Source organism: Frigoribacterium sp. CFBP 13729, assembly GCF_014841875.1.
In the GTDB taxonomy this organism is placed as follows: Bacteria; Actinomycetota; Actinomycetes; order Actinomycetales; family Microbacteriaceae; genus Frigoribacterium.
In genome coordinates, this window is the sequence record NZ_JACYUR010000001.1 from 958,682 (window position 1) to 979,985 (window position 21,304).

Annotated in this window: 20 protein-coding genes; 8 read left to right on the plus strand and 12 right to left on the minus strand. The window is 72.2% G+C overall.

Translation table 11 applies throughout. The features are described 5' to 3' along the window. Positions 1-7: 7 nt before the first annotated feature. The 4 genes from IFT77_RS04270 (at position 8) to IFT77_RS04285 (ending at position 4,454) form a co-directional block, all read left to right on the plus strand. Positions 8-1,246, plus strand: a complete 1,239-nt coding sequence (locus tag IFT77_RS04270) for an ABC transporter ATP-binding protein (protein WP_123546532.1) — start codon at positions 8-10, stop codon at positions 1,244-1,246. Positions 1,247-1,254: 8 nt separating this feature from the next. Next, positions 1,255-2,370 carry a glycosyltransferase family 1 protein gene (locus tag IFT77_RS04275; RefSeq protein WP_213016644.1) on the plus strand — a complete coding sequence of 372 codons (1,116 nt, stop codon included), beginning with the start codon at positions 1,255-1,257 and terminating at the stop codon, positions 2,368-2,370. After that, complete coding sequence (locus tag IFT77_RS04280) at positions 2,367-3,242, plus strand: glycosyltransferase (protein ID WP_192042066.1); 876 nt, start codon at positions 2,367-2,369, stop codon at positions 3,240-3,242. The genes IFT77_RS04275 and IFT77_RS04280 overlap by 4 nt, the downstream gene beginning before the upstream one ends. Before the next feature lie 63 nt (positions 3,243-3,305). After that, on the plus strand, positions 3,306-4,454 hold the full coding sequence (locus tag IFT77_RS04285; RefSeq protein WP_197980396.1) for a glycosyltransferase family 2 protein: 1,149 nt from the start codon (positions 3,306-3,308) through the stop codon (positions 4,452-4,454). Between the two features lie 41 nt (positions 4,455-4,495). Here the strand turns inward: IFT77_RS04285 and IFT77_RS04290 are convergent, their stop codons facing one another. From IFT77_RS04290 to IFT77_RS04310, 5 genes are read right to left on the minus strand one after another with little or no spacing between them, the layout of a single operon-like run. Next, positions 4,496-6,433 carry a glycosyltransferase gene (locus tag IFT77_RS04290; RefSeq protein WP_192169287.1) on the minus strand — a complete coding sequence of 646 codons (1,938 nt, stop codon included), beginning with the start codon at positions 6,431-6,433 and terminating at the stop codon, positions 4,496-4,498. Between the two features lie 6 nt (positions 6,434-6,439). Next, complete coding sequence (gene rfbA / locus IFT77_RS04295; protein ID WP_123546537.1) at positions 6,440-7,303, minus strand: glucose-1-phosphate thymidylyltransferase RfbA; 864 nt, start codon at positions 7,301-7,303, stop codon at positions 6,440-6,442. Positions 7,304-7,305: 2 nt separating this feature from the next. Then, a complete protein-coding gene (locus IFT77_RS04300; RefSeq protein ID WP_123546538.1) occupies positions 7,306-7,917 on the minus strand; it encodes a dTDP-4-dehydrorhamnose 3,5-epimerase family protein in 612 nt (203 codons plus the stop codon). Between the two features lie 40 nt (positions 7,918-7,957). Next, complete coding sequence (locus IFT77_RS04305) at positions 7,958-8,188, minus strand: hypothetical protein (protein WP_123546539.1); 231 nt, start codon at positions 8,186-8,188, stop codon at positions 7,958-7,960. Positions 8,189-8,225: 37 nt separating this feature from the next. Further along, positions 8,226-9,110 carry a D-alanyl-D-alanine carboxypeptidase family protein gene (locus tag IFT77_RS04310; RefSeq protein ID WP_192042069.1) on the minus strand — a complete coding sequence of 295 codons (885 nt, stop codon included), beginning with the start codon at positions 9,108-9,110 and terminating at the stop codon, positions 8,226-8,228. A gap of 136 nt (positions 9,111-9,246) precedes the next feature. Between IFT77_RS04310 and rfbB the strand changes: the two genes are divergently transcribed. The 4 genes from rfbB (at position 9,247) to IFT77_RS04330 (ending at position 14,846) form a co-directional block, all read left to right on the plus strand. Beyond that, entirely contained in the window at positions 9,247-10,233 is a 987-nt protein-coding gene (gene rfbB / locus IFT77_RS04315; protein ID WP_192169288.1) for a dTDP-glucose 4,6-dehydratase, read from the plus strand. Continuing rightward, positions 10,230-11,114, plus strand: coding sequence for a dTDP-4-dehydrorhamnose reductase (gene rfbD / locus IFT77_RS04320; protein ID WP_192169289.1), 885 nt, complete (start codon positions 10,230-10,232; stop codon positions 11,112-11,114). Before rfbB ends, rfbD begins: the two co-directional genes overlap by 4 nt. After that, complete coding sequence (locus tag IFT77_RS04325) at positions 11,111-12,250, plus strand: glycosyltransferase family 1 protein (protein ID WP_192042072.1); 1,140 nt, start codon at positions 11,111-11,113, stop codon at positions 12,248-12,250. The genes rfbD and IFT77_RS04325 overlap by 4 nt, the downstream gene beginning before the upstream one ends. Positions 12,251-12,374: 124 nt before the next feature. Then, positions 12,375-14,846 carry a hypothetical protein gene (locus IFT77_RS04330; protein ID WP_192169290.1) on the plus strand — a complete coding sequence of 824 codons (2,472 nt, stop codon included), beginning with the start codon at positions 12,375-12,377 and terminating at the stop codon, positions 14,844-14,846. 104 nt (positions 14,847-14,950) lie between these two features. On the opposite strand, the gene IFT77_RS04335 is transcribed toward IFT77_RS04330, so the two are convergent. The 7 genes from IFT77_RS04335 to IFT77_RS04365 all read right to left on the minus strand — a co-directional run bounded on the left by IFT77_RS04335 (position 14,951) and on the right by IFT77_RS04365 (position 21,239). Beyond that, positions 14,951-16,303: an LCP family protein gene (locus IFT77_RS04335; RefSeq protein WP_371740920.1), complete on the minus strand. Its 1,353-nt coding sequence runs from the start codon at positions 16,301-16,303 to the stop codon at positions 14,951-14,953. Further along, positions 16,300-16,767 carry a 5-(carboxyamino)imidazole ribonucleotide mutase gene (purE, locus tag IFT77_RS04340; RefSeq protein WP_123547286.1) on the minus strand — a complete coding sequence of 156 codons (468 nt, stop codon included), beginning with the start codon at positions 16,765-16,767 and terminating at the stop codon, positions 16,300-16,302. The genes IFT77_RS04335 and purE overlap by 4 nt, the downstream gene beginning before the upstream one ends. 86 nt (positions 16,768-16,853) lie before the next feature. Further along, positions 16,854-17,990, minus strand: a complete 1,137-nt coding sequence (locus tag IFT77_RS04345) for a 5-(carboxyamino)imidazole ribonucleotide synthase (protein ID WP_192169291.1) — start codon at positions 17,988-17,990, stop codon at positions 16,854-16,856. Positions 17,991-18,015: 25 nt separating this feature from the next. Next, positions 18,016-18,477: a hypothetical protein gene (locus IFT77_RS04350; RefSeq protein WP_192169292.1), complete on the minus strand. Its 462-nt coding sequence runs from the start codon at positions 18,475-18,477 to the stop codon at positions 18,016-18,018. 107 nt (positions 18,478-18,584) lie between these two features. Beyond that, entirely contained in the window at positions 18,585-19,892 is a 1,308-nt protein-coding gene (locus IFT77_RS04355; RefSeq protein WP_192042076.1) for a UDP-glucose/GDP-mannose dehydrogenase family protein, read from the minus strand. Then, positions 19,889-20,440: a PH domain-containing protein gene (locus IFT77_RS04360; protein ID WP_371740921.1), complete on the minus strand. Its 552-nt coding sequence runs from the start codon at positions 20,438-20,440 to the stop codon at positions 19,889-19,891. Before IFT77_RS04360 ends, IFT77_RS04355 begins: the two co-directional genes overlap by 4 nt. Positions 20,441-20,444: 4 nt before the next feature. Further along, complete coding sequence (locus tag IFT77_RS04365; RefSeq protein WP_192169293.1) at positions 20,445-21,239, minus strand: biotin--[acetyl-CoA-carboxylase] ligase; 795 nt, start codon at positions 21,237-21,239, stop codon at positions 20,445-20,447. Positions 21,240-21,304: the final 65 nt, after the last annotated feature.

Genomic DNA, 21,304 nt, shown 5'->3' on the forward strand with positions numbered 1-21,304 from the left:
CCCAGTCATGAGCACCGACAACATCCTCGCGGTCGACGACGTCGACTTCGCCGACGCCCCCACCGTCGTCAGCGTCAAGAACGTGTCCAAGCGCTTCGTCATCCGCCGCGACAACTCCCTCAAGGAGCGCATCGTGACGCTCGGCCGAGCTGGTCGGCGCCACAGCGAGGACTTCTGGGCGCTGAAGGACGTCACCCTCGACATCCCGGCCGGCACCACCATCGGGCTGCTCGGACCCAACGGATCGGGCAAGTCGACCCTGCTCAAGGTGATCGGCGGGATCCTCGAGCCCACGACGGGCGAGGTGAGCCGACGCGGTCGTCTCGCGGCGCTGATCGAGCTCGGCGCGGGTTTCCACCCCGACCTGACGGGGCGGGAGAACGTCTATCTCAACGCGGCGATCCTGGGCATCACGCAGGAGGAAGCCGAGGCGAAGTTCGACGACATCCTGCTGTTCAGCGGCATCGGCGACTTCATCGACACCCAGGTGAAGTTCTACTCGTCCGGCATGTACGTGCGCCTCGCCTTCGCGGTGGCCATCCACACGGATCCCGACGTCCTGCTCGTCGACGAGGTCCTCGCCGTGGGAGACGAGCAGTTCCAGAAGAAGTGCCTCGACAAGATCCGCGAGTTCCAGCAGCAGGGTCGGACGATCGTGCTCGTCAGCCACTCCCTGGGCCAGGTGCAGGAACTCTGCGACAGCGCCGTGGTCCTCCACCACGGCGAGGTCAAGTTCCAGGGATCGGCTCGCCACGCGGTCAAGAACTTCCGCGAGATCCTCGAGGGGCGCCGCGTCGCCGAGGCCGAGGCCGCGAACCCCGACGAGGACGCCACCCCCGGCTCCGTCGACAAGGTGGAGATCGCCTCCCCCGGGCGTGCCCCCGGCGAGGAGCTCCGACCGGGTGACGACCTCGTCATCCGCATGACGGTCTCGCACACGACACCGCTCGAGGAGTGGAACTCCGGCTTCAAGATCGAGAACCAGCACGGACACCTCGTCTACGGCACCGACAGCCGCAAGATCGGGCTCGTGCACAGCCCCCTCCACGGCACGACGACGGTGGAGTACCGCCTCGACGACCTCCAGTTCGGCGGCGGCCCCTACTTCATCCACTGCTTCCTCGCCAAGAAGACCGGTGAGCACATCGCGATCCTGCGCGAGGCAGCACGCTTCGTCATGGCGGACGACGACCGCCACGCCGGCATGACGCGCGTCGCCACCGCGGGTCGCGAACTCCGCGCCTGATCTTGTCCGTGCCCGTCCTCGTCGACGCGACGTCCATCCCCGAGAACCGAGGAGGCGTGGCGCGGTACATCACCGGCCTGCTCCAGGGGCTGGACCAGTCGGGCTCGCCCGTCACCGTGGTGGTGAAGTCCGCCGACCGGGAATGGCTGCGGACGACGGCTCCCAGCCACCGCTACCTCGACGCGCCGTCGACCACGGTCTCTCGCCCTGGGCGCCTCGTGTGGGAGCAACTCGGACTCCCCCTCCTGGCCCGGCGGCTCGGGGTGGCTCTCGTCCACAGCCCGCACTACACGTTCCCGCTCCTGTGGGCGCGCCGGAGCGTGGTCACCCTGCACGACGCGACCTTCTTCAGCGATCCGGCAGCGCACGGTCGTGTCAAGCGCTCCTTCTTCCGCACCTGGACCCGCCTGGCACGGCTCCTCGCCTTCCGCACCGTCGCCCCCAGCGCCGCCACGGCGGACGAGATCGAGCGCTTCGTGCGCCGCGGCCGCCGGACCGCCGTGGCCCACCTGGGCGTGGACCGCGGCGTGTTCCACGTGCCTTCCGAGGGAGACGTCGAACGCTTCCGGAGCGCCCACGGCATCCCCGAGGGCGAGCGGTGGATCGCCTTCCTCGGGACGGTGGAGCCTCGCAAGTCCGTGCCTGCGCTCGTCGAGGCCCATGCGCGGCTGTCATCAGCCCGTGGGGACGTCGCGCCTCTCCTCGTCGCCGGCGGTCTCGGCTGGGACGACGAGGCGACGGCACTGCTCCGTGCCGCCGGCGACGTGCCCGGCTCGAGCCTCCGCCATCTCGGCTACCTCCCCCTCGAGGAGCTCGCCGCGTTCCTCGGCGGGTCCGACGTCGTGGTCTACCCGAGCACCGGAGAGGGCTTCGGACTCCCCGTCCTCGAGGCGATGGCGTGCGGGGGAACCGTGCTGACCACCAGGCGCCTGGCTCTCCCCGAGGTCGCCGGCGACGCCGCGGCCTACGCCGAGCCGGATGCCGACTCGCTCGAGCGCGCGCTGGGCGACCTCCTCGACGACCCGCGCGAGCGGAGCCGTCTGGCGTCCGCCGGCACCCGCCGCGCTGCGGAGTTCACCTGGCGTGCCTGCGCGGACGCGCACCGGGCGGTGTGGGCCTCGTGACCCGGGACGAGGACGCCGTCACGGCGGACACCGCGATCGTCACCGTCAGCTACAACTCGGGGCGCTACCTCGAGGACTTCCTCGCGTCGACGGCCGCCGCGACACGGACGGACGTCCCCCTGCGGGTCGTCGTCGCGGACAACGACTCCGACGACGTCGTGCGTCTCGCGGCGACGACGCGGAGCCACGGCGCCGAGTTCCTCGAGCTCGGGCGCAACCTCGGCTACGGAGGCGCGGTGAACGAGGCCGTCCGACAGCTGGGGCCCGAGATCCGCTGGGTGCTCGTCTCCAATCCCGACGTCGTCATGGAGCCGGGCAGCCTCGACGTCCTGCTGTCCGTCGCGGGGTCGGACGACTCGATCGGAGCCGTCGGCCCCGCGATCGTCGAGCCCGACGGCTCGGTCTACCCGTCCGCGCGCCGAGTCCCCTCCCTGCGCACCGGCCTCGGGCACGCCCTCTTCGCCAACGTCTGGCCGGGCAACCCGTGGACCCGCGGGTACCACCGAGACGGCGAGCACGACGTCCGACGTGTCACGGGATGGCTCTCCGGCGCGTGCCTCCTGGTCCGACGCTCTGCCTTCGACTCGCTGGGCGGGTTCGACGACCGTTTCTTCATGTACTTCGAGGACGTCGACCTCGGCCATCGCCTGGGACGCGCGGGCTGGACGAGCGTCTACGAGCCGGAGGCACGCGTCATGCACGTCGGTGCGCACTCGACGCAGAACTCTTCACGGGAGATGCGGCTTGTGCACCACCGGAGCGCCTACCGCTTCCTCGCCGGCAAGTACGACAGGTGGTACCTCTGGCCGCTCCGAGCGGTCCTCCGGGTCGCCCTGGCCGTCCGGGCACGAGCGAGGTCACCTCGACCGTGAGGTGACCGCCCGACGCGGCCGCCTCCCCTGCCTCCCACCCCCGACCCGAAAGCACCCCTCCCGATGACCCTGGCCCTCACCCTGATGATCCGCGACGAGGTCGACATCCTGCCGGAGTGGCTGGCCTACCACGTCACCCAAGGCGTCGACGTCCTCGTCGTGACCGACAACGGGTCCACGGACGGGACCCGTGAGCTGCTCGAGGAGTTCGCGCGCACCTCCTCGGTCACCGTCGACCTCCGTCACGACCCGGTCCACCGGAAGCAGCAGAGCGCGACGGTGACGGCCATGGCCCGGGACGCCCACACCGTCCACGGTGCGGACTGGGTCGTCAACGCCGACGCCGACGAGTTCCTCATCCCGCGGGACCGCGACCTCACGCTGGCCGACGTCTTCAGCCGCCTCGACCCCGCCGTGCGCGCGTTCGTCGTCCCCGTGGTCAACATGGTCGGCCCGCTGGCGGAGTCGGGCGGCGGTCTGGACCGCCTCGTGTGGCGCGACCAGCGCGACGCCGCCGAGCTGCACGCCATCGGGCTCATCTCCCACCCCAGCGGCAACGCGATCCACGTGGGCGACCCCGACGTCTCGGTCGTGCAGGGCAACCACCTCGTGACGATCGCCCAGGGCGCCGTGCCCCCGGAGGAGCTCGGCCTCGAGGTCCTCCACTACCCGTGGCGCTCCTGGGAGCAGTACGCCCACCGCGTGGAGATCGCGGGGGTCGCGTACGAGTCGAACCCCGATGTGTCGCCGAGCCCGAACCACCACGGGATGCGCGACTTCCGCCGTCTCCGGGCGGGGACGCTCAAGGCCTACTGGTCGCTGCGCAGCACGGCTCCCGGGCAGACGGAGACGGACTCGTTCGCCCGGGACGACAGCCTCCCCCGGTTCCTCGCCTCCATCGGGCGCGACCTGTCGACGACGGACCGGCTCCTCACGCCCACGGAGGTCGACGCCCTGCAGGGAGCGGGACGCGGACTCGTCGAGCGGGACGACGCCGTCGATCGTCTGGAGGCCGTCGAGGCGGCCCAGACCGAGAACGTCCGTCTCCTGGAGGCGACGGTCGGACGGATGTCGGATCGCATCGCCGCCCTCGAGGGCCTCGCCAACGACCGCGAGCGTCAGGTGGCCGAGCTGAGCGCCCGGAAGGTCGTCCGCTGGGCCGACGCCCTGGGCGACCGTGCCCGCGCCGTGAAGGGCACCCTCCGCCCCTAGGACGGAGCGCAGGCCCGTCGGCGGAGGCCGGGGCGACGTCGTCAGGCGGTCCGGAACCGGACGAGCACCCGGTCGAGCAGCAGCCGAGCGCGCGCGTCGAATGAGTGGTGCTCGGCGACCGACCGGGCGCGCTCCGCGCGGGCTTCCTCGGGCTCCCGTTCGATGTCCAGGACGATCCGCCGCAGGTCGTCCGGGGTCTCGTACGTCCGGACGAGTCCGCCGAGCGAGTCCGACAGCCCGGGCACGGAGTCGGACACCACAGGGGCCCCGGTGGCGAGCGCGTCGAAGATGCGGTTCGAGACGAACCCCTCACGCGCCATGTCGGCCCAGTGGTCGTTGAGCACGACGCGTGCGCTTCGGTACGCGGCGGGGAGCCGCTCGTTCGGCAGGGACTCGCCGCGGACGACGCCCGGCGGGACGAGGCCGCTCCAGCCGTCGCCCCACACGGACACGTCGAGACCGGCCGCGACGGCGTCCCGGACGACGGGCCGGAAGACCCCGCGCGTGCGTCCCACGAAGAGGACGTCGGACACCAGCTCCGCGTCCACCGGGCCCGGCGCGAAGCGTCCCGGGTCGGTCGCCTGGAGCAGCGGCTCGACGACATGGCCGGTCTCGTCCGAGACACGGCCGGCCCAGGTCTCGCTGGCGGCGAAGCGGAGGTCGAACGAACCCAGCTCGCCCGGGCTGACGAGGTCGGGATGGCTGATGACCCAGAGGACGTTGAGCGCGGACGGGCTGAGCGGCGTCCGGTCGAGGCCGCGCAGCACCAGCGAGACGTCGTCGAGGTCGTCGCTCCCGGGCCTGGCGTGCGAGAGACGGCGGTCGACGACGACGTCCTGGCCCAGGCCGGTCAGCGCTCGCGCGAGATCGCGGGCGAAGTGGGTGTCGCCCCAGTCGTCGCCCCGTTCTCCCGGCCACGCGGCCGTCTTGAGCGACCAGCGCAGACGGGGCGTCGGCTCGAGCACGAGAGCGGCTGTGCCGACGGAGCGGCGCAGGAGGGGGCGCGACACCCGGATGCCCGTGCGCTCCCCCGGGGGGACCCGCGAGACCGGCACGTCCGCGGCGACCTCGAATCCCAGACGGGCCAGGGCTCGAGGTCCGTCGACGTCCGAGAGCGCCCGCCAGGCGACCAGGAGGTCCTGCGCACCGGCGTCGAGGCTGCGGACCGGCGGCCTGGTCTCGAGGGAGCGCCCGCAGGGCACGGAGACCACGCGAGCACGCGGACCCGCCCGACGCGCGACCTCGCGGGAGAGCCCGGCGACGGCGAGTCGCATGTCGGTCGTCGGCGGAGGCGCCGTCAGGCCAGAGGAGCGGACGGCGAGCACCGGAGCGTCCGCGGCGAAGACGTCGACCAGGCCGAGCCTCTCGGAGTCCTCGGCGGGGTGCCCCTCCAGGAGCGACGCCGGCGCGACCAGGGGCGAGAGCCTGAGGGCACCTGCGGTCGCCACCGTGCCGTCGACCCGACGCAGGACGCCCTGCACGACCACGGGCCCCTCGTCGCCGTCGCCGAGCTCGTCGACGAGACGCCGGAGGTGCAGGGCCGACACGACGACCGTGGAGTCGAGCAGGACGGCACGGGTGCCCTGCAGGTGCGGGATCGCCCAGCCCACGGCGGTCGACCATCCACGAGCCACCCGCCCCTCGAGGAGCGGCAGGGTGGGAGGGACGACCGGCGGCACGTGGACCTTGCCGACTGCCTCCTCCGCCTCGTAGACGACCACGATGAGGTGCCAGCCCGTCTCCTGCGCGACCTCGCCCAGCCGTGCGATCACGTCGGGCCGGTCCGAGACGTCGTCGACGTCCAGCGTCACCACGAGGTCGACGACGTCGGCGACGAGCCCGGGAGGAGCCGTGACCGGAACGGTGCGGTCGAGCGGGAGCGCGACGAAGCGCTCGACCTCAGCCGGGGACGCCCCGCCCTCGGAGGCTCGCGACGCACCGAGGAGAGCGACGAGGCCGCTCCTCAGGCGACGCAGCACGACCGCCTACGCGCTGAGCAGCCGACGGAGGTACACCCCGTAGCCGCTCTTGGCGAGGGGAGCGGCGAGCTCGGCGAGAGCCGCGTCGTCGATCCAGCCGTTGCGCCAGGCGATCTCCTCGATGCAGCCGATCTTGTGGCCCTGACGGTCCTCGATGACGCGGACGTACTCGGACGCCTGCATCATCGACTCGAAGGTGCCGGTGTCGAGCCAGGCCGTGCCGCGGTCGAGGACCTGCACCTGCAGCTCGCCCGCCTCCAGGTAGCGCTCGTTGACGGTCGAGATCTCGAGCTCGCCACGGGGACTCGGCTCGATCGTCTTGGCGATCTCGACGACCTTGTTGTCGTAGAAGTACAGGCCGGGCACGGCGTAGTTGCTCTTGGGCGCCGCCGGCTTCTCCTCGATCGACACGGCTCGGAAGTCGTCGTCGAACTCGACCACGCCGTAGGCCTTCGGGTCCGCCACGTGGTACGCGAAGATGGTCGCGCCGTCGACCTCGGCGTTCTTCTTCAGGTTCGACCCGAGGCCGACCCCGTGGAAGATGTTGTCGCCGAGCACGAGGGCGACGCTGTCGTCCCCGATGAACTCCTCGCCGATCACGAAGGCCTGGGCCAGGCCGTCGGGCGAGGGCTGCACGGCGTACTCGATGCGCATCCCGAGGTGGGATCCGTCGCCGAGGAGGGCACGGAACTGGTCGTTGTACTCGGGCGTCGTGATGACGAGGACCTCGTTGATGCCCGCCATCATGAGCGTCGACAAGGGGTAGTAGACCATCGGCTTGTCGTAGATCGGCATGAGCTGCTTGGAGATGCCCTTGGTGATCGGCCAGAGGCGCGTGCCGGAGCCCCCGGCGAGGATGATGCCCTTCACGGTCAGCTCTCCTTCGTGTCGAGGGTGGCGTAGAACGCTCGCATGTCGTCCCAGGTGGGGAGGAGGCCGGCGGCGGCCGCCTCGGAGAGGCCGGGCGCGTCCGTGTCCTTCGGCGAGAGCAGCGCCTCGCCTGCCTCGGGCGGGAAGACGAGTCCGATCTCCGGGTCGAGGGGGTCGATGCCGTGCTCTCGCTCGGCGTTGAACGTGTCCGTCACGAGGTAGCTCACCGTCGCGTCGTCGCTGAGCGCCACGAAGGCGTGCCCGAGGCCCTCCGCGAGGTAGATGGCCCGACGGTCGACGTCGTCGAGGAGGACGGAGTCCCACTGTCCGAAGGTCGGCGAGCCGACGCGGATGTCGATGACGTAGTCGAGCACGGCGCCGTGCGTCGCGGTCACGTACTTCGCCTGGCCACGAGGGACGTCGGCGAAGTGGATGCCGCGGACGACTCCCCTCTTGGAGACCGACGTGTTCGCCTGCCTCAGGTCGATGGGGTGGCCCACCGCCTCGGCGAGCCGGTCGAAGCGGTACCACTCGAGGAACACGCCGCGGTCGTCGCCGAACTGCTTCGGCGTGACCTCGTAGCTGTCAGGGATCTTCAGTTCGCGGATCTGCACCTCTCGACCCTATCGGGAAGGCGGCAGGACCCGCATGTCGTCAGCGACCGGACCAGTCGGCCAGGCCCACGGCCGCGGACTCGGGGATCGAGAGCGAGCTCAGCACGTTGAGGAACGCCGTCCGGTTGAGGTCGCGGTAGGGCACCCCGAGGGACTGCATGGCGCTGACCATGCCCGAGGTCGTGAGGTGCTTGAGCGTGCGGACGCCCACGAGGCAGGTGAACCCCGGGCCGGTGCCCGACAGCGCTTCCGAGCATCTGATGATCAGCATTGTGGGTCCTTCGTTCGGGTCGTGGAGCGGGAGGAGGTCATCGTCGCCAGTAGTCGGCGCCGCCCGTCACCGCGGAACGCGGCACGGACAGGGCGTCGAGGGCGTTGAGGAACGTCGACGAGCTGACTTCGTAGTAGGGGACCCCGACGACGCGGGAGGCGTTGACCATGTCGAGCGACGTCAGGTGGCGGAGGTAGCGCACGCCGGCTACGGCGATGTACCCGGCGCCCACCGCCGGCAGCGTCTGCGAGCACCGCATGACGACGACGCCGAGTCCACGCTGCTCGGCCACGGCGCCGTCCCAGGGCCGGACGTAGTCGAAGTGCCAGGGCTCGGGTCGGGAGAAGCCGTTGCCCGTCGGGCTCCACCCGAAGGAAGGGCCGTTCGCGTCGAGCCACCGCTTCGCCGGCGTCCCCGCCGTCTGCACGCCCGAGCCGAAGTCGCAGGAGATGCCCCAGCCGTGGTTGGACGTGCCCGGGAAGGCCGCCAGGTTGCCGGTCCCCGCCTGGTAGCGATCCCAGTACTCCTGCTGCCGCGCGTAGTCGCGGTAGCCCTCGGTGATGTCGAGGGGACGACCGATCGCGGACGAGAAGGCCAAGGACATGGAGAAGTAGTCCCGCGCGGCGTCCGACCGGAGGTACCCGGAGCCCTGCACGGACGAGAGGACCGCGGTGAGGGCGGAGGCGGGGATGCGCCCGTTCTGGTGCCCGCCCCACGCGCTCTGCTGCGCCTCGGCGAGCGCCTGTTCGATCGTGTACACGTCGCCGGCGGTCTCGCCGAGGGTCACTGCCGCCGACGCGGACCCTGCAGGCGCCAGGACACCGGCCGAGAGGCCTGCGGCCCCGACCAGCGCCAGGACGCTCCGACGATCCACGCCACGCTCGGGAGAGGGCACAGAGGTCACCTCGAGGCTGTCGTTCATCGGCCCAACGGTCGCACGCGTCGCCGCGGGGGTCTAGTCCCCCGGCCGGGGGACACGCACGAGGTCCCGGGGGACAACCCGGACCTCCGCTAAGCTCGACCGACACCTCCAGCGACCGACCACACAAGGAACCACCGTGAAAATCCTCGTCACCGGCGGAGCCGGCTTCATCGGCTCCAACTTCGTCCGCCGCACCCTCGAAGACGCCTACCCGGGCCTGGAGGGGGCCGAGGTCGTGGTGCTGGACGCCCTGACCTACTCCGGCAACCTCGAGAACCTCATCTCGGTGGCCGAGTCGCCGCGCTTCCGCTTCGTCCAGGGAGACATCCGCGACGGCGCCCTGCTCGACACGCTCTTCCCCGAGGTCGACGCCGTCGTCCACTTCGCGGCCGAGTCGCACGTCGACCGCTCCGTCCGAGACGCGTCCATCTTCGTCGAGACGAACGTGCTCGGCACGCAGCAGCTGCTCGACGCCGCGCTGCGCAACGACCTGAAGCGGTTCGTGCACGTCTCGACCGACGAGGTCTACGGCTCCATCGCCGAGGGGTCCTGGGCCGAGGACCGCCCGCTCGAGCCCAACTCCCCCTACTCCGCGTCGAAGGCCGGCAGCGACCTGCTCGCCCGCAGCTACCACCGCACGCACGGGATGAACATCTCGATCACGCGCTGCAGCAACAACTACGGCCCGTACCACTTCCCGGAGAAGGTCATCCCCCTCTTCGTCACGAACCTGATCGACGACGTCCACGTGCCCCTCTACGGCGAGGGGAACAACATCCGCGACTGGCTGCACGTCGACGACCACACCCGGGGCATCGCCATGGTCCTCGTCGGCGGCCGTGCGGGCGAGATCTACAACATCGGCGGCGGCACCGAGCTCACCAACAAAGAACTCACCGAGATGCTCCTCGAGGCCACCGGCAAGGACTGGTCGTACGTCGACCGCGTGCAGGACCGCCTCGGCCACGACCTGCGCTACTCGGTCGACATCTCGAAGATCCGCTCCGAGCTCGGCTACGAGCCCCAGGTGCCCTTCGCCGAGGGACTCGCCGAGGTGGTGCAGTGGTACCGCGACAACCGCCAGTGGTGGGAGCCCCTCAAGGAGCGCGCGGCCCTCGCATGAGCCCCGCTTCCGCCGCCAAGTACCTCGTCACCGGCGCCCGCGGCATGCTCGGGTCCGACCTCGTCGAGGCGCTCTTCGGCCGTGACGTGACCCTGCTCGGCCGTGCCGACCTCGACGTGACCGACCGCGACGCCGTGTTCGCAGCCGTCCAGGGCCACGGCGTCGTGATCAACGCCTCCGCCTACACGGCTGTCGACGCCGCCGAGACCGACGAGGAGGCGGCCCTCGAGGTGAACGGGACCGCCGTGGGACTGCTCGCCGAGGCCGCCGCCTCCGTCGGGGCGACCTTCGTCACGGTCTCGACCGACTACGTGTTCGCGGGCGACGCCACGGAGCCCTACGCCGAGGACGAGCCCCGCGATCCGCTGAACGCCTACGGCCGCACCAAGGCCGTCGGCGAGGAGGCGGCCCTCGCGGCCCACCCGGAGGGCACGTACGTCGTGCGGACGGCCTGGCTCTACGGCCGCCACGGGGCGAACTTCCCGAAGACCATGCTCGGCTTCGCGGCGACCCGGGACACCCTCTCGGTGGTCTCGGACCAGGTCGGGCAGCCCACCTGGACGATGGACCTCGCCCGCCAGATCGTCGCCCTCGTCGACTCCGACGCCCCCGCCGGGATCTACCACGGCACGAACTCGGGCTCGACGAGCTGGCAGGGGTTCGCACAGGAGACCTTCCGGCTCGCCGGACTCGACCCGGAGCGCGTCCTGCCGACGGACAGCTCGGCCTTCGTCCGGCCGGCAGCTCGACCCGCGTTCAGCGTGCTCGGCCACGACGCGTGGGCAGCGGCCGGGCTCAGCCCGATGCGCCCGTGGCAGGAGGCGCTGGCCGAGGCCTCCGCCCAGGGCGTGCTCTCCGACGTCGCCACCACCGGACGATGACGACCCTCCGGGTCGTCATGGACCAGATCCTGGCGCCGGTCCCCGGTGGCATCGGCCGCTACACGAGCGAGCTGTCGCGGGCGCTGGTCGTCACCGCGCCTAGGGGCTGCGACGTCCAGGGGGTCGTCGCGGCGCACCCCCAGGCCGAGTACGACCGCCTGACCGACCTCGTCCCCGGCCTGAGCGGCCTGGCGAAGTCCCCGCTGGGACGTCGTGAGCTCTCGCTGGCGTGGCAGGCCGGCGTCGCCGGGCTCCCCGGCCGGGGAATGGTCCACGCCACGAGCCTGCTGGCTCCGCTGGGGCGGCACGACCGCGGCCTCGCCCCCGGCAACCAGACGGTCGTGACCATCCACGACACGGTCCCGTGGACCCACCCGGAGACCCTCACCCCCCGCGGGGTGCGCTGGCACAAGGCCATGACGAAGCGGGCGTTCCGGCACGCCGACGCCGTGGTGGTGCCCACGCACGCCGTCGCGAGCGAGCTGCTCGACCTCTTCCCCTTCGGCGATCGCGTACGCGTCGTGGGCGGGGCCGTCAGCGACGACCTCCGCGTGCCGGCCGACGCCGACGCCGTGGCGGACGGGCTCGACCTCCCCGACTCCTACGTGCTCAGCGTGGGGACGATCGAGCCCCGGAAGGGCCTGGCACCCCTCATCCGCGCCATGGCTCATCCCGACGCCCCCGACGTGCCCCTGCTCGTGGTGGGCCCTGAGGGCTGGGGCGACGTCCGCGTCGCGGACGTGGTCGCCGAGGCAGGCCTCTCGCCCGACCGTGTCCGCACCCTCGGCTTCGTCTCGGACGCCCAGCTCGCCGTCCTCCTGCAGCGTGCCTCCGCCTTCGTCTTCCCGAGCCTCGCCGAGGGCTTCGGCCTCCCCGTGGTCGAGGCGATGAGCCTCGGCACCCCCACCATCGTGTCCGACGCGCCCGCGCTCGTCGAGGTGGCGGCCGACGGTGCGGTCGTCGTCCCGCGGGAGGACCCCGACGGCTACGCCGAGCGGCTCGCCCAGGCCATGTTCCAGGTCGTCACCGACCTCGAGCTGGCGTCCCGCCTGGGCATCGCCGGCCTCGACCGGGCCCGCGCGTTCAGCTGGCGCGACTCGGCCGACAAGGTGTGGCAGCTGCACGCCGACCTCTGACCCGACCGGTCACGGCTCGCCCCGCACGGGGGGTGCGTCGAGCGCGCCCGGGTCTGGCCCCTGTAGGCCTCCCGAGTTAGGGTCGGTCGCAGGCGGGCTCGATCACCCCGCCGAGGGGGAAACCATGCACCAGGCTCCTGCGTTCCGCACACGCCGCTCCCGTCTCGTCCGGGCGGTCCCGGTCGGCGTCGTGGCCAGCCTCGTCGTCGCGTTCTTCGTGCCTGCTGCCTCCCCTGCAGCGGATGCGGCCCGTGCCGCCGTGCCCGTCGAGGTCGAGTCTCCCGACTTCGCCTCCGAGGCGTACGCCGACCCGTGGGACTTCTCGAACGCCGAGGACCAGAACACCGACGAGGCACGGACGCAGGGGATCTCGATCTCCGGCGGACGTCTCCAGCTCGACCTCAAGCCGGGCGACTTCTACCACCCGGTGATCAGCACCGCCGGTTCGCTCCCCTACGGGCGGGACGCCGCCAGCATCAAGGTCGACACCAGGCGCTACACCAAGCTCTCCTTCAAGATGGACCAGCCGACCCGGGGCACGGGTGCGTTCTACTGGTTCACCTGCCGGGAGCAGCTCAACAGCTGCGCCACAGGAGTGAGCTTCCCCCTCGTCCCCGGCGACCAGACCTACGACGTGGCCCTCGAGGGCGTGCCCCTCATGAGCGCGAAGATCCCGTGGCGCGGGTCGAACATCTTCGGCCTGCGCATGCTCCCCCTCGTGTCTCCCTCGTCCCAGGCGACGACGCACGTGAGCCTGGACTGGATGCGCCTCTACGCGCCCGGCGCCGCGCACGCGTCCCTGCCCCCGGGCGACTACTCCGGCTACCGCATCGAGGCCCTCCCCCGTCCCGTCGTCGAGAGCCCGGGGCCGGACGACGGCCTCGACCTGGCGACGGCCCAGCGGGGTCGCCCGTGGGACCTCACGAACGAGGCGAACGCCGGGGGGATCGGCTCCCGCAACGTCCTCGTCCGGGGCTACGGTCCGCAGGGCCTGACCGCGACGAACACAGGACCCGGACGCAACGACCCCGAGGTCCTCTTCCCGGTCGCGCCGTTCGACGCGAACCGGTTCCACAACTTGTCGTTCGAGCTCACCTACGACGGCGGCTACTCGCTCGAGGACAGGGACGGCGGCGGCAAGATGGCCCGGCTCATCTGGCTCGTCAACGGCACGGACACCTGGCAGGAGAGCGACGACCTCCTGACCTACTCGGGCCCGAACGCCCGGAAGATCGCCGTGGACCTCACCGCCGGCTCGCCCCTCGACGCCGACTCCGGAGCTCCCCGTCTCGGCTGGGCCGGGCAGACCGTCCGGTTCTTGCGCTTCGACCCGAACGAGGACCGGGGCGCCAACACGTGGCACCTGAAGAACCTGCACCTGCGCGCCGACCCGACCGCCGTCGAGTCGACCACCGTGACGTTCCGCGACACCGCCTGGATGCCCGGCACGACCGCCGACGTCAAGGTCGGTCGTGGGGCCCCCGGGACGCCCTACGAGACCATCGCGTCCGGGGTGTCCGTCTCTCAGGGGCTCAACTCGGTGCCCTTCGACCTCGCAGGTCGCGACGCAGGTGCCTACCGGGTCGAGGTCGTCCTGCACCACCCCGCCGGGGGCAGCGCCCTGGCGTTCTCGCGCTCGGCCGTCACGATGACCACGGACAGCGCACGCAGCCCCCGTGGCGCCCTGGACGTGGCCGCCCGCGCTCCGGGCGGAGCGGTCGTCGACGGCTGGGTCACCGACCCCGACACGTCAGCGCCGACGGAGGTGCGCTTCTACGACAACCGTTCCGGTCGCTACCTCGGCAACACGCTCGGAGACCGCTCTCGACCCGACGTGCAGCGGAACGTCCCGGGAGCACCGGCGGCGACCGGGTTCCGGACGACGCTGGCGCTCGGCGCCGGCCAGTACGACGTGTGCGCCTACGGCATCAACACGGGACGGGGCGTCAACGCCCTCCTGGGGTGCCGGTCCGTGACCGTCGACGGCACGCCGGTCGGGGCGTTCGACACGGCCGACCGCGTCCCCGGGGGCGTCCGGGCGACCGGGTGGGCCCTCGACCCCGACACCGCGTCGTCGATCCCGGTGCACGTCTACGCCGGCGCCACGGGGCGCGCCACGACGGCCTCCGTCGACCGCAGCGACATCGCCCGGACACGCCCCGAGTACGGCGGGCAGCACGGCTTCAGCGTGGACGTCCCGGCGACGGGTTCCGGTCCTGTCTCGGTCTGCGCCTACGCGCTCGACGACGCGGGGAAGGTCAACCCGCAGCTCGGCTGCCGCTCCGTCGACGTCAGCGGACGACCGATCGGCGCGTTCGACGCAGCTGTCCGCTCCGGCGACCGCGTCACCGCCAGCGGCTGGGCGATCGACCCGGACGTCGCGGCGCCCGTCGAGGTCCATCTCTACGTCGGCCAGCGCGGCACGGCCGTGTCGGCCAGCGTCCCGCGATCGGACATCGCGCGGCTCCGTCCTGCGTACGGAGGGGCGCACGGCTTCAGCTCGTCCGTCGTCGCTCCCCCGGGCTCGACGGTGTGCGCCTACGCCATCGACAGCGCCGGCGGAGAGAACGCCCTGCTCGGCTGCAAGGCCGTCTGAGGCCCGTCGACCGTCCCGGGGCACCACGACCGGGACGGTCGTCCGTGACTCGAGCGGGCCGGCAGGCCCGCCGGTGCCAGCTGCAGGAGGCCGGGCCGTCGCGACTAGCCCGCCGGGGCCGCCGGGGCCGTCGCCGTCGCCACGTCGGCGCGGATGACGTCGTAGTCGGGGTAGACGTTCGAGTAGGTCGGCGGGACGATCTCGAGGTCGCTGATCTGCTGTTCCTTGGCCTTCAGGGCCAGCTGGCCGAATGCACCGAGAGCGGCCTGGGGGATGTCCGTGTCGACGGTCTGCACCCCCGCCGACGCGACCGACTGGAACTTGGACAGCACGGTGGCCGGCTGGAACTGCGACAGCAGCGCCTGCTGCACCTCGCGCTGTCGCGCCATCCGGTGGTAGTCGTCCGAGCCGTGGCGGGCACGCGCGTACCAGAGGGCGTGGTAGCCGTCGAGGACCTGCTCCCCCGGCTCGATCCACCCGTCGACGTTGATCGGGTTGCCGGCGGCGTCGACGCCGCCGTTGATGGGCAGGCGCCCCTCGGTGTTGTTCACCGAGATCCCGCCGAGGGCGTCGATCAGGTCGACGAAGCCCTGCATGTCGATCAGCACGTAGTACTGGAGCGTCAGGCCCGTGACGCCCTGGACGGCGTCGCGCATGGCCTCGATGCCGGGGTTGCTGCCCTTCGACTCGGCGTCGGGGTAGAGCTCCGGGTGCTCCTCGCCGTAGGTGTAGAGGTAGCTGATCAGGCAGTCGTCCCCGCAGCTGTAGCCGTCGGGGAACTCGCCCCAGAGCGGCGACCCCTCGGAGAACGGAGCGTTGTAGAGGTTCCGGGGGATGCCCACGATCGTCGTCGCCCCCGTCTCGGCGTCGATGCTCGCCACGGAGATGCTGTCGGGCCGGAGCCCGGTGCGGTCGGCTCCGGCGTCGCCGCCGAGCAGCAGGATGTTGTACCGCCCGTTCACGGGATCGGCCGCGGCGGCCTGCGAGGTGAAGAGCGAGTTCAGGAGGCCGTGCTGGACGCTCGTCAGGTAGGCGCCCCAGGCGACCGGCCCCACCGTCGCGACGAGCAGCAGCGCCATCACGCCGGCGATGAACCCGCGCGCCGTGGGCGCCGTCCGGATGATCCTCACGAGCCTGAGCGTGTCGAGCGTCAGGACGACCCAGAGCACCGCGTAGTACACGAGGAACACCTGGACGACGGTCAGGGCGACGACGTTCGTCGCGACCTCGAGGAGAGGGGTGCTCCAGAACAGGGCGAGGGCCACGGTGACGAGGACCACAGCCCACGACACGAGGGTGGACGCCAGGCCCCAGCGACCGAGCCTCCGGCTGCCCGCGAGCACCTGGGCCGAGCCGGGGATCAGGACGTTGAGGAGCACCAGCGTCCACGCCCTCCGCGTCATGAACGAGGACGACGAGACGTCGGGGTGCCGGACCGGCAGGGAGGCGGCGCTCACAGCGATCGCTGCAGGGCGGCGTTCTTCTCCTCGACGAGCTCGCCCAGGCTCGTCGCGTAGTCGGCGAGCCGCGCCGACAGGTCGGGATCGCCGGAGCCGAGGATGCGGGCGGCGAGCAGGCCGGCGTTGGCGGCACCGCCGATCGACACGGTGGCCACCGGGATGCCCGCCGGCATCTGGACGATCGAGAGGAGGGAGTCGAGGCCGTCGAGCTTCGCGAGGGCCACCGGCACGCCGATGACCGGGAGGGTCGTGACCGACGCGAGCATCCCCGGGAGGTGGGCCGCGCCTCCTGCGCCCGCGATCACCACGCGGATGCCGCGACCGGCGGCCTGCTGGCCGAAGCGGATCATCTTCTCCGGCGTCCGGTGGGCGGAGACGACCTCGACCTCGTGGGCGATGCCGAACTCGGTGAGGATCGCGGCGGCGCTCTGCATCGTCGGCCAGTCGCTGTCCGAGCCCATGACGATGGCCACCGTGGGCGCTCGCTCGGGCGTCGGGGCGGTCTCGGGCTCGGTCGTCTGGTCAGGCACGAAGGAGAGGATAGCCGTCAGTCCTCGAAGAAACGGACAGCGGCGCGCGCCCTCCCCCGGGCGTCCTCGAGGTCCGGCCCGGTCGTCGTGACGTGCCCGACCTTGCGACCGGGGCGAGGGTCCTTGCCGTAGTCGTGCACCTTCGCACCCGGCTGGTCGGCCATCAGGGCCGGGAGCCGGTCGGCCATCGTGCCCCGGGCGGGGCCGCCGAGCACGTTGACCATGACGCTCCAGGCACGGTGCGGGCTCGTGTCGCCGAGGGGCAGGTCGAGCACGGCCCGGAGGTGCTGCTCGAACTGGCTCGTGACGGCGCCGTCGATGCTCCAGTGCCCGGTGTTGTGGGGCCGCATAGCGAGCTCGTTGATCAGGAGGCGGCCGTCGGTCGTCTCGAAGAGCTCCACCGCCAGCACGCCCGTGACGCCGACGTGCTCGGCGACGACGGTCGCGATCCGCCGGGCCTCGTCGGACAGGGCGTCGTCGGCGTCGGGGGCCGGCGCCGTGACCTCGGCACACACTCCGTCCCGCTGCACCGTCTCGACGAGGGGCCACGCGGCGATCTCGCCGGAGGGCCGACGAGCGACCAGCTGCGCGAGCTCCCGCCGGAACTCGACGAGCTCCTCCACGAGCAGGGCGTCGGAGGCGCCGGTCGCGCCGAGCGCCGCGAACCAGTCGTCCGCCCCGTCCGCCGAGCGCACGACCCGGACGCCCTTGCCGTCGTAGCCGCCGCGCGGCGTCTTCACCACCGCGCGCCCGCCGTGCTCGGCGAGGAAGGCGGCCAGGTCGTCGCGACCACGGACGGTCGCCCACGCGGGGACCGGCAGCCCGAGCGCCGTGAGGCGCTCGCGCATGACGATCTTGTCCTGGGCCACGAAGAGCGCCTCGGGGCTCGGGTGGACCTCGACGCCGGCGTCGACCAGAGCCTGCAGCACGTCCTGGGGGACGTGCTCGTGGTCGAAGGTCACGGCGTGGACGCCCTTCGCGAACCGCAGCACCGTCTCCGCGTCGTGGTAGTCGCCGACCTGCGTCGCGGCGAGCCGGGCGGAACTGCCCTCGGCCTCGGCCAGCACCGAGATCTCGATGCCGAGGTGGACGGCGGGCGGGACCATCATGCGGGCGAGCTGGCCGCCTCCGATGACGCCGATGCGGTAGGTCATGTCGTCTCCTGGTGGTGGGCGTCGGTCAGCTGACGATCTCGCCGGTCACCTGCGGCGACGACCGGTCGCCGGTCAGCAGGCAGCGGAACGTGACGTTGGCCACGCCCACGTCGCCGCCCGTGAAGATGCCGGTGATGTCGATCGAGACCCCGCCGTCGGCAGCGACGAGCGTCTGGGTCGAGCGCTCCGCCCAGGTGTAGCCGGACTCGAGCTCGGCCCCGGCCGCGTCGACGCAGGCATCGTAGGCGGTCTGGTCGGTCCACGCGTCGGCACCGGCCGTGGGCACGGGGGCCGCGCTCGACGGCTCGTCGGCCGGCTCCGTCTCGCCGGAGGACGGCGAGGACAACGGCGACGGGCTGCCCGTGACGCTCGCGGAGCTGGTCGGCGTCGGGCTCGCGCTCGGCCCGCCCGACCCCGTGCAGCCGCTCAGGACGAGGACGAGACCCGCCGCCACGGCGAGGACGGCGGACTGCTTCGAGGATGCCATGGGGACGATGCTATCGGCGTCCGCCACCCGGTCGTGGCCCCCGCCACGCCGCCCCCGGGCGTCCGGACGGGACCGGTCCGGGCCCAGGGCCGGGGTCGGGGACAGGCTCAGGGGCGACCGAGCCCGCGCGCCTCGAACCCCTCGGCGCGCCACGCCGCGAGGTCGAGGACGTTGCGCGCGTCGACGATGCGCCGAGCGGCCACGAGGCCGCCCACGTGGGACGGGTCGAGCTGGCGGAACTCGGCCCACTCCGTGAGCACGAGGACGACGTCGGCACCGCGGAGGGCAGCGTCCGCGCCCGCCGCGTACTCGAGCTCGGGCGCCAGGCGCGCGGCCGTCCCGGCGGCCTCGGGGTCGTACACGCGGACGGACGCTCCCCTGGCGTGCAGCGCTCTCGCGACGTCGAGCGCGGGCGAGTCGCGCACGTCGTCGCTGTCGGGCTTGAACGCGACGCCGAGCACCGCGACGCGAGCGCCGCTGACGTTCCCGACGAGCTCTGCCGCGAGGTCGACGACCTTCGCGCGCCTCCGCAGGTTGACCGCGTCGACGTCCGCGAGGAACGCCAGCGACTCGAGGCCGAGCTCGTCGGCCCGTGCCTGGAACGCCCGGATGTCCTTCGGCAGGCAGCCCCCGCCGAAGCCCAGGCCGGCGTTCAGGAACTTGCGGCCGATGCGGGCGTCGTGGCCGATCGCGTCGGCGAGCTGCGTGACGTCCGCACCCGTCGCCTCCGCGATCTCGGCCATGGCGTTGATGAACGAGATCTTGGTCGCGAGGAACGCGTTCGCCGACACCTTGACGAGCTCCGCGGTCGCGTAGTCCATGACGAGGCGCGGCGTGCCCGTCGCGAGCGCCGTCGCGTAGACCTCGTCGAGCAGCGCCGTGGCGCGCTCTCCTCCGGCGCCGGCCGGGACACCGTAGACGAAACGGTCGGGCGAGACCGTGTCCTTCACGGCGAAGCCCTCCCTGAGGAACTCCGGGTTCCAGGCGAGGTCGGCGCCGGACGAGGAGGCGCGCACCCGCTCCGCGAGACGAGCCGCGGTGCCGACCGGGACCGTCGACTTCCCCACGACGAGGTCGCCCTCCGCGAGGTGCGGCAGCAGTGCCGTCACCGCCGCGTCCACGTAGGTCATGTCCGCCGCGTGGCTGCCTGCGGTCTGGGGCGTGCCCACGGCGACGAAGTGCACCTGGGCACCCGCCGCCTCCGACATGTCGGTGGTGAAGCGGAGCCGTCCGCTGGCGGTGGCGCGCGCCAGCACCTCAGGCAGGCCGGGCTCGAAGAACGGTGCTCGCCCTGCGGAGAGCTCGGCCACCTTGCGCGCGTCGACGTCGACGCCGACGACGTCGTGGCCGAGTTCGGCCATGCACGCGGCATGGACCGCTCCGAGGTAACCACAGCCGATGACGGAGATCTTCACTGGAATATCGTATCCTGTTCTCCCGCACGCGGCCACGCGCCCGGGGTCGACTGGTCGAGTCGGCGGCGCTGCGCGACGAGGGTCGCGTCCGCCTCCATCAGGTCGTGCAGGGTCGCCTGCACCAGGTCGGCCCCCGGCACGTCCCAGAGCACGACCGGGCGGTCGAGCCCCGTGTTCACGAGCACGTCCCCGCTGCGGAAGAGGCTCTGCACGGCGTTCTTGCGCACGGTGAGGTCGTAGCCGCGGCTGTGCAGGAGCTCCTGACGCGACCGGACGAAGAACCCCCGCCGCAGGACGATGCGCCTCGTCGTGATGACGTAGCGGCGACCGAGCCAGACGAGGACGGGGACGAGCCACAGCAGCACCGCCAGGAGCACGGCAGCCGCCCGCACGATCCAGTTCTGCCACTCGAGCTCGAACCAGCTGCCGAAGTAGCCGCCTGCCGCGCACACCGCGACGAGGGCCACCGACGGCCAGAACAGCACCCGGGAGTGCGGGTGCAGGCGCGCGACGACCTCTTCTCGGGGCTGCTGCTCGGCCGTGCTCACGGGGTCATTCATACCGCAGGTGGGTGACGTCGCCGGAGGACACGGCGACGGCGCCCCCGGTCGGCGGCTCGACGACCAGACGACCCTCGTGGTCGATCGACGACGCCGTGCCGGTCAGGACCTCGCCCGAGGGCAGCTCGACGCGCACCCGGCGGCCGAGCGTCGTGCAGTCGGCGAGCACGCGGGCACGCAGCCCGCTCGCCTCGGCGTCGCCCCCCGCGGACGCGAGCGCGTCGACGAGCGCGACGACGCCGGCGAGCCACGCCGACAGGACCTGGTCGGCCAGCGCCTCCGTCGCCCCCTCGGCGCCGTGCAGCGACAGCGAGGTGGACACCGTCGTCGGCAGCTCGTCCCGGGTCAGCGAGAGGTTGACGCCTGCGCCGACCACCACGGCCGACGCGTCGTCGCGCGCCTGGGCGAGGATCCCGCACACCTTGAGGCCGTCCACCTGGACGTCGTTCGGCCACTTCAGGCCGGCCTCGCCCGTCCGGACGACGTCCGCGAGGGAGGCGCGCATCGCGACGCCCGCGGCGAGGGGCACCCAGCCCAGGGACTCGACGGGCAGCCCGCGGCGCTCGACGAGGACGCTCACGGCGAGCGTGCGACCCGGAGGCGCGGTCCAGGTGCGGCCGAGACGCCCGCGCCCGGCCGTCTGGGACGTCGTGGCGAGGACCGCCAGATGCGGGGCCGACGCGTCGGCCAGCAGGTCCGCGTTCGTCGACCCGGTCTCGGCCACGTGCACGAGTCGCGGGCTGTGGGCCGAGCTCAGGGGGAAGGAGGCGCTCGTGGGGTCGGTCACGCCGCCAGCCTAGGCGTTGACGACTTCCACCATCCGAGGCAGGTCGCACGCGAGGGAACCTCCAA